At 71.1% G+C, this 6606-nt stretch carries 5 protein-coding genes and 1 riboswitch; of the genes, 4 read left to right on the top strand and 1 reads right to left on the bottom strand.

The features are described from left to right. Positions 1-87: 87 nt before the first annotated feature. A complete protein-coding gene (locus ACFQ8C_RS28000) occupies positions 88-2457 on the bottom strand; it encodes a chitinase C-terminal domain-containing protein (protein ID WP_383462475.1) in 2370 nt (789 codons plus the stop codon). 244 nt (positions 2458-2701) lie between these two features. Continuing rightward, positions 2702-2832, top strand: a riboswitch (FMN riboswitch). 173 nt (positions 2833-3005) lie between these two features. On the opposite strand from ACFQ8C_RS28000, the gene ribD reads away from it, so the two are divergent. From ribD to ACFQ8C_RS27980, 4 genes are read left to right on the top strand one after another with little or no spacing between them, the layout of a single operon-like run. Beyond that, complete coding sequence (ribD, locus tag ACFQ8C_RS27995) at positions 3006-4082, top strand: bifunctional diaminohydroxyphosphoribosylaminopyrimidine deaminase/5-amino-6-(5-phosphoribosylamino)uracil reductase RibD (protein ID WP_383462473.1); 1077 nt, start codon at positions 3006-3008, stop codon at positions 4080-4082. A gap of 1 nt (position 4083) precedes the next feature. Next, entirely contained in the window at positions 4084-4692 is a 609-nt protein-coding gene (locus tag ACFQ8C_RS27990) for a riboflavin synthase (protein ID WP_383462471.1), read from the top strand. Continuing rightward, the gene (locus ACFQ8C_RS27985) at positions 4689-5324 is read left to right on the top strand and encodes a nicotinamide riboside transporter PnuC (RefSeq protein ID WP_383462469.1); all 636 of its coding nucleotides are present in this window, start codon (positions 4689-4691) and stop codon (positions 5322-5324) included. Before ACFQ8C_RS27990 ends, ACFQ8C_RS27985 begins: the two co-directional genes overlap by 4 nt. After that, the gene (locus ACFQ8C_RS27980; protein WP_383462468.1) at positions 5321-6592 is read left to right on the top strand and encodes a bifunctional 3,4-dihydroxy-2-butanone-4-phosphate synthase/GTP cyclohydrolase II; all 1272 of its coding nucleotides are present in this window, start codon (positions 5321-5323) and stop codon (positions 6590-6592) included. The genes ACFQ8C_RS27985 and ACFQ8C_RS27980 overlap by 4 nt, the downstream gene beginning before the upstream one ends. The last annotated feature ends 14 nt before the right edge of the window (positions 6593-6606 follow it).

The following is a 6606-nucleotide window of genomic DNA, read 5'->3' as shown; positions in this document are numbered from 1 at the left end:
GGACAGGGGGGCGCGGCGCGGAGAAGGCGTCCCGGCGGCGGCCAAGGGCCGTGAGACCGCCGCCGGGGGTATCGCGGTGAGGGTGCCTCAGCAGGCGCCGAGGTCCTGCCAGACGCCCCAGTCACCGGTGGTGCCGGGGGCCTCGTTCTGGGTCCACCACTTGGCCTTGTACGTGTGGCCGTTGTGGGAGACCTCGTTGCCCGCGTTGTAGACCTGGCCGGCCACGTACGCCGGGGCGGTGCAGCCCGTGGGCGGCGTCGTCGGCGGGGTGGTCGGGGGAGTGGTCGGCGGGGTCGTCGGAGGCGTGGTGGGCGGGGTGGTCGGCGGCGTGGTGCCCGTGCCGGGCTCCACGGTCGTCGTGCCGCGCGCCAGGTCGCCGGCGAGGGCGTACGTGGTGCCGTTGATGTTCACCGTCCAGTTGGAGGGGGTGGACACCGGCAGGTAGTAGTTGAAGGAGAGCTCGACCGTGGCGCCGGGGGCGAGGGTCTGCCAGGCCGGGAGCTTCAGCGAGACCCGGTGGAAGTCGCCCTTCAGGCCGCCCACGTTGGAGCCCGTGTGGTCGCTGCTGATGACCTTGGTGCCGAAGCCGGACTGGTCGGAGGCGTTGGCCGGGGCCGAGGTGCCGTAGTCGAACTGGAACTCCGTGCCGCCGGGCAGCGTGGTGTTCGTCCGGTTGGTGATCTTCACCTTGGGGGTGATCGGGTAGTTCGAGTCGCCCAGCTTGAACTCGGTGAAGGCGGTCTCGATGTTCACGGCCTGGGCCGGCAGCGCCTTGTTGGACTTCTTGGCGCCGTACGGGGTGGCGGCCTTGAACTTGTCGTACATCAGCGAGGTGAGCGTGGAGCCCATCTCGTACTGGCCCTTGGTCGCGTTCCAGGCGTAGTCGCCGGCCAGCTCCCAGATCATGGTGCCGCCGACGCCGCGGTCGACCACGTAGTCGGCCTTGGCGGCCACGGACTGCTCGTCCTCGGTGGAGAGGAAGACCTTCTTCTCCGCGTTCCACAGCCACGGCGCGACCAGGGTCGAGTCGTACTTGCGGGCGTAGGTGCCGGTCAGGGTGGTGTTCGCGGGGAAGCCGTACTGGGTGACGTAGTCGCCGACGATCCCCTTCTCCAGGTTCTTGGCGTGCCACATCGGGTTGGAGCCGGCGGGCGACTCCTTGCCCGCGGTGTCCTTGTCGTGCCACAGGTTGTCGATGCCGACGGCACCGTCACCGCACTTGGTCAGACCGGCGCCGGCCGGGCAGGTGGCCGCGGTGGCCTTGCCCCAGAGACCGTCGGTGCCGCCCTGCACGTTCTTGTGGCCGCGGGTGTAGTAGGGCAGGCCGATGTTGATGCGGCCGGCCGGCATGGAGCCGCGGAAGTAGTGGTAGGCCCAGTCGGTGTTGAGGTAGCCGATGCCGCCGTACTGGGAGGAGCCGTAGACGTTGGCGGCGGCGAGCTCGCCGTCCTTGCCGTCGTCGAAGAGCGAGGCGTTGGGGCCGACGTACTCGTTCCAGGCGCCGTGCAGGTCGTACGACATGATGTTGACGTAGTCCAGGTACTTCTGGACCTGGAAGGTCTCCATGCCGCGCAGCAGGTAGCCGGAGGACGGGGCGGCGACGGTCAGCATGTAGTGCTTGCCGTCGGCGGCGCCGGCCGTGTCCAGCTTCTCGCGCAGGGACTTCATGAGGGCCGCGTAGCCCTGGACCAGGCCCGCGCGGCGCGCGTTGGCGAAGGTCCAGTCGAGCGGGTTGCCCGCGTCCTTCATGGTGGTCGGGTACTCGTAGTCGATGTCGACGCCGTTGAAGCCGTACTTCCGGATGAAGTCGACCGCCGAGGTGGCGAAGGTGTCGATGCCGGCCTGGTTGACCGAGCCGTCGGCGTTGGTGGCCATCGAGTAGAAGCCGCCGGAGTTCACCCGGTCGCCGTTGTCGGCGAAGTAGCCGCCGGTCTCGGCCCAGCCGCCGACCGAGATCAGCGTCTTCACGTTCGGGTGCTGCTTCTTGTACTTGTTCAGCAGGTTGAAGTGGCCCTTGTAGGGGAGGGCCGGGTCCATCTCGGCGCCCGCCACGCCGGGCCAGGTCATGCCGGTGGCGGCGTTGTCCGGGCCGTCCGTGCCGACGGAGAGCTTGTTGTCGCCGCCGATGTGGCCGAAGGCGTAGTTGATGTGGGTGATCTTGTCCCACGGGATGTTGTTGGCGAGGTACGCGGGCTCGCCGTTCTTGCCGGTGCGCCAGCCCGTGAAGTAGCCGATGACGCGGCGCTGGTGGTCGGCGCCCATCTTCTCGCGGCCCTCGGTGTCGTAGACCGAGCAGTAGGGGACGTCGACGCCGGGCGTCTTGTACAGGCCGTCGGGGCGACAGGACTCGTTGTCGGCGGCGTACGAGACGCCTCCGGCGAGCGAGCTGAGCAGCAGTCCGGCGACAGCGGCACCGGACGCGAGCAGCGACGCTCTTCTGGTCGTGGGGGACAGCACGATCGGGTCCTCCTCGGGGAGGTCAAAGAACACGCAACGAACAAGGGGGTGGTACGTGTTGGGCCCGTGGTGTGCGCACACCGGCGGACCGTGCCTCGAAGGTGACACGGACATTAAGAGGACTAGACCAGTGCGTCAATAGGTCTGGACCAACGGAAAATTCCATGGGACCGTGTGAGTCATCGCACAAGGGTCGTGTGCATGACCTTCGGCCGTCCGTGGCACACTGGCCCTGTATCAGCAGCAGCGCACTCCGGGGTCGGTGTAATTCCGAACCGGCGGTATAGTCCGCGACCCGTCCGCAAGCCAGCGGCCGGTTGACCAGGTGAGATTCCTGGACCGACGGTGAAAGTCCGGATGGGAGGCAGTGCGCGGCGGGCGTCCCCCGACAGGGGTGTGCCGGCCGTACGTCCGCTGGTGGCCGCGGTTTCCGACGGCGCACCAGGGACCTCCGGCCGTACCGGCATACCCCCTGCGTAGCGACGTACCCGCTCTCTGTCGTCATCGACAGGCCCCGGAGTCCGTGCCCGAAGAGGCAGGAGGACCCGGTGGACCGGCAGGCCGACATCACCGCCATGCGACGCGCCGTGCGGCTCGCCGCGCGCGGACTCGGCGCCACCAGCCCCAACCCCGTCGTCGGCTGCGTCGTCACCGACGCCTCCGGACGGGTCGTCGGCGAGGGCTGGCACCAGCGCGCCGGAGGCCCCCACGCCGAGGTCCACGCCCTGCGCGCGGCCGGCGAGGCGGCCCGCGGCGGCACCGCCTACGTCACCCTCGAACCCTGCAACCACACCGGCCGCACCGGCCCCTGCGCCCAGGCCCTGATCGAGGCCGGGATCGCCCGCGTCGAGTACGCCGTCCCCGACCCGAACCCGCAGGCCACCGGCGGCGCGGACACCCTCCGCGCGGCCGGCGTCGAGGTCGGGCGGGGCCTCCTGGAGGCCGAGGCCGAGGCCGGGAACCTCGCCTGGCTCACCGCCGTCCGCGCCGGCCGCCCCTTCGTCCGCTGGAAGTACGCCGCCACCCTCGACGGCCGGATCGCCGCCGCCGACGGCACCTCCCGCTGGATCAGCTCCGCCGAGTCCCGCGCCGACGTCCACCGGCTGCGCGCCGAGGCGGACGCCGTCGTCGTCGGATCCGGCACCGCCCGCGCGGACGACCCCCACCTGGCCGTACGCGGCGTCGAGGGCGCCGTGCAGCCGCTGCGGGTCGTCGTCGACACCGAGGCGAGCGCCGTGAAGCCCGGCGCCCGCGTCCTCGACGGTGCCGCGCCCACCCTGATCGCCGTCGCCGAGGACGCCGAGACCTCCCTCCCGGATGTCGTACGGCTCCCCAGGGCGGCGGCCGGCGGCCTCTCCGTACCCGCCCTCCTCGACGCCCTCCACGCGCGCGGCGTCCGCTCCGTCCTCCTCGAAGGCGGCCCCACCCTCGCGGGCGCCTTCCTCGCCGCCGGGGCCGTCGACCAGGTCGTCGGCTACCTCGCACCGGTCCTCCTCGGCGCCGGCCCGAACGCCCTCGCCGACGCCGGAATCACCACCATCAGCGACGCGTTGCGCCTCGACATCACCGAGACCACGCGCATCGGATCCGATATCCGCATCACCGCCACCCCCAAGGGAGCCTGACGTGTTCACCGGAATCGTCGAAGAACTGGGCGAGGTCGTCGCCGTCGAGCAGCTGGAGGACGCCTCCCGCTTCCGGCTCCGCGGCCCCCTGGTCACGGAAGGCGCCCAGCACGGCGACTCCATCGCCGTCAACGGTGTCTGTCTCACGGTCGTCGAGCACGGCGACGGCGAGTTCACCGCCGACGTCATGGCCGAGACCCTCAAGCGGTCCAGCCTCGGCGCCCTCGACGTCGGCTCCCGGGTCAACCTGGAGCGCCCCATGGCCGTCGGCGGCCGCCTCGGCGGCCACATCGTCCAGGGCCACGTGGACGGCACCGGCACCGTCCTGGAGCGGACCCCCTCCGAGCACTGGGAGCTGGTCAAGGTCGGCCTCCCCGCGCAACTCGCCCGCTACGTCGTGGAGAAGGGCTCCATCACCGTCGACGGCGTGAGCCTCACGGTCGTCGAGGTCGGCGACGACTGGTTCACCATCAGCCTCATCCCGACCACCCTCGCCCTGACCACGCTCGGCCTCAAGCAGCCCGGCGCCCCGGTCAACCTCGAAGTGGACGTCATCGCCAAGTACGTCGAGCGGCTGCTCGGCCCGAACGCACGGGAGAACGTCAAGTGACCTGGCTCAACTCCGAGGCGTTCACCGTCTTCGGCCAGCACATCATCTGGTCGGACATGGTCGGGAACATCTTCGGGCTCGTCGCCCTGACCCTCGGCTGGCGCCGCTCGGTCTGGACCTGGCCCGTGCAGTTCCTCGCCGGCCTCATACTCTTCGGCGCCTTCTTCGGGCACCTCACCGGCAGCGCCGGCAAGCAGGTCGTCGTCATGCTCGTGGCCCTCTTCGGCTGGTGGCAGTGGCAGCGCGGCAGGGAGGGCGGCGCCGACGGCCACATCGCCGTACGCTTCGCCACCTGGCGCGAGCGCGCCGCCATGATCGCGGCGGCGGCCGTCGGCACCGTAGCCGTCGCCCTGCTCTTCGAGGCGTTCCCGACCCTCTCCTGGGACCCCTGGCCCGACGCGTACATCTTCGTCGGCACCGTCGTCGCCATGTACGCCCAGGCCCGCGGGATGGTCGAGTTCTGGTTCGCCTGGCTGCTCGTCGACCTCGTCGGCGTCCCGCTGAACTTCGCCAACGGCTACGCCTTCTCCGGTTTCGTCTACGTCCTCTACGGCGCCCTCGTCCTGTGGGGCATGCGCGACTGGTGGCTCCGGACGCGCACCGCCCCCGCTCTGGAAGGAGCCCCCGCATGACCGCCTGGGACCTCGAAGAGAGCCTCGCCCTCGACCCCGTCGAGCAGGCCATCCGCGACATCGCCGCCGGCCGCCCCGTCGTCGTCGTCGACGACGAGGACCGCGAGAACGAGGGCGACCTCGTCATCGCCGCCGAGAAGGCCACCCCCGAGGTCGTCGCCTTCATGATGAGCGAGTGCCGCGGCCTGATCTGCGCCCCCATGGAGCACGACGAGCTGGAGCGCCTCCACCTCCCGCAGATGGTCGAGCACAACACCGAGTCGATGCGGACCGCCTTCACCGTCTCCGTCGACGCGAGCCTCGAACACGGCGTCACCACCGGCATCTCCGCCGCCGACCGCGCCACCACCCTCCGGATGCTCGCGAGCGGCCGCCACGAGCCCTCCGACTTCGTCCGCCCCGGCCACATCTTCCCGCTGCGCGCCCGCGAGGGCGGTGTCCTCGCCCGCCCCGGGCACACCGAGGCCGCCGTCGACCTCGCCCGCCTCGCGGGCCTCCGCCCGGCCGGCGCGATCGTGGAGATCGCCGGCGAGGACGGCGTCATGCTCCGCCTGCCGGAGCTCGTCCCCTTCGCCCGCAAGCACGGCCTGACGATCATCTCCATCGAGGACCTGATCGCCTACCGCCGCTCCGCCGAACCCACCGTCCGGCGCGAGGCCGAGGTCCGCCTCCCCACCGCCCACGGCGACTTCACCGCCTACGGCTACCGCTCCACCGTCGACGGCGTCGAGCACGTCGCCCTCGTCCACGGCGAGATCGGCGACGGCGAGGACGTCCTGGTCCGGGTCCACTCCGAGTGCCTGACCGGCGACATCTTCCACTCGCTGCGCTGCGACTGCGGCCCCCAGCTCCAGGCGTCCATGGAGCGCATCCAGGAAGCCGGCCGCGGTGTCGTCGTCTACCTCCGCGGCCACGAGGGGCGCGGCATCGGCCTGCTCTCCAAGCTGCGCGCCTACGAGCTCCAGGAGCGCGGCCGCGACACCCTCGACGCCAACCTCGAACTGGGCCTGCCCGCCGACGCCCGCGACTACGCGGCCGGCGCGCAGATCCTCGGCGACCTCGGCGTCCGCAGCCTCCGCCTGCTGACCAACAACCCCGACAAGATCGACGCCCTCACCCGACACGGCCTCGCCGTCGAGGGCCGCGAGCCGATGCCCGTCACGGCCGGCGAGCACAACCTCCACTACCTGCGCACCAAGCGGGACCGGATGGGCCACGACCTCCCCTGGCTCGACGGCTCCCCGGCTCCCACCTGCGGCAACCAGTAACCACCCCCGTACGA

The sequence above is a fragment of the Streptomyces sp. NPDC056503 genome, from assembly GCF_042794995.1.
Taxonomy (GTDB): Bacteria; Actinomycetota; Actinomycetes; order Streptomycetales; family Streptomycetaceae; genus Streptomyces.
The sequence above is the reverse complement of the archived record's forward strand: the minus strand, read 5'-3'. Positions and strand labels throughout refer to the sequence as shown.

What these genes read in the sequence shown, in the direction of transcription:
- ACFQ8C_RS27980 (WP_383462468.1), top strand. Translation starts at nt 5,321, where the DNA reads ATGACCGCCTGGGACCTCGAAGAGAGCCTCGCCCTCGACCCCGTCGAG.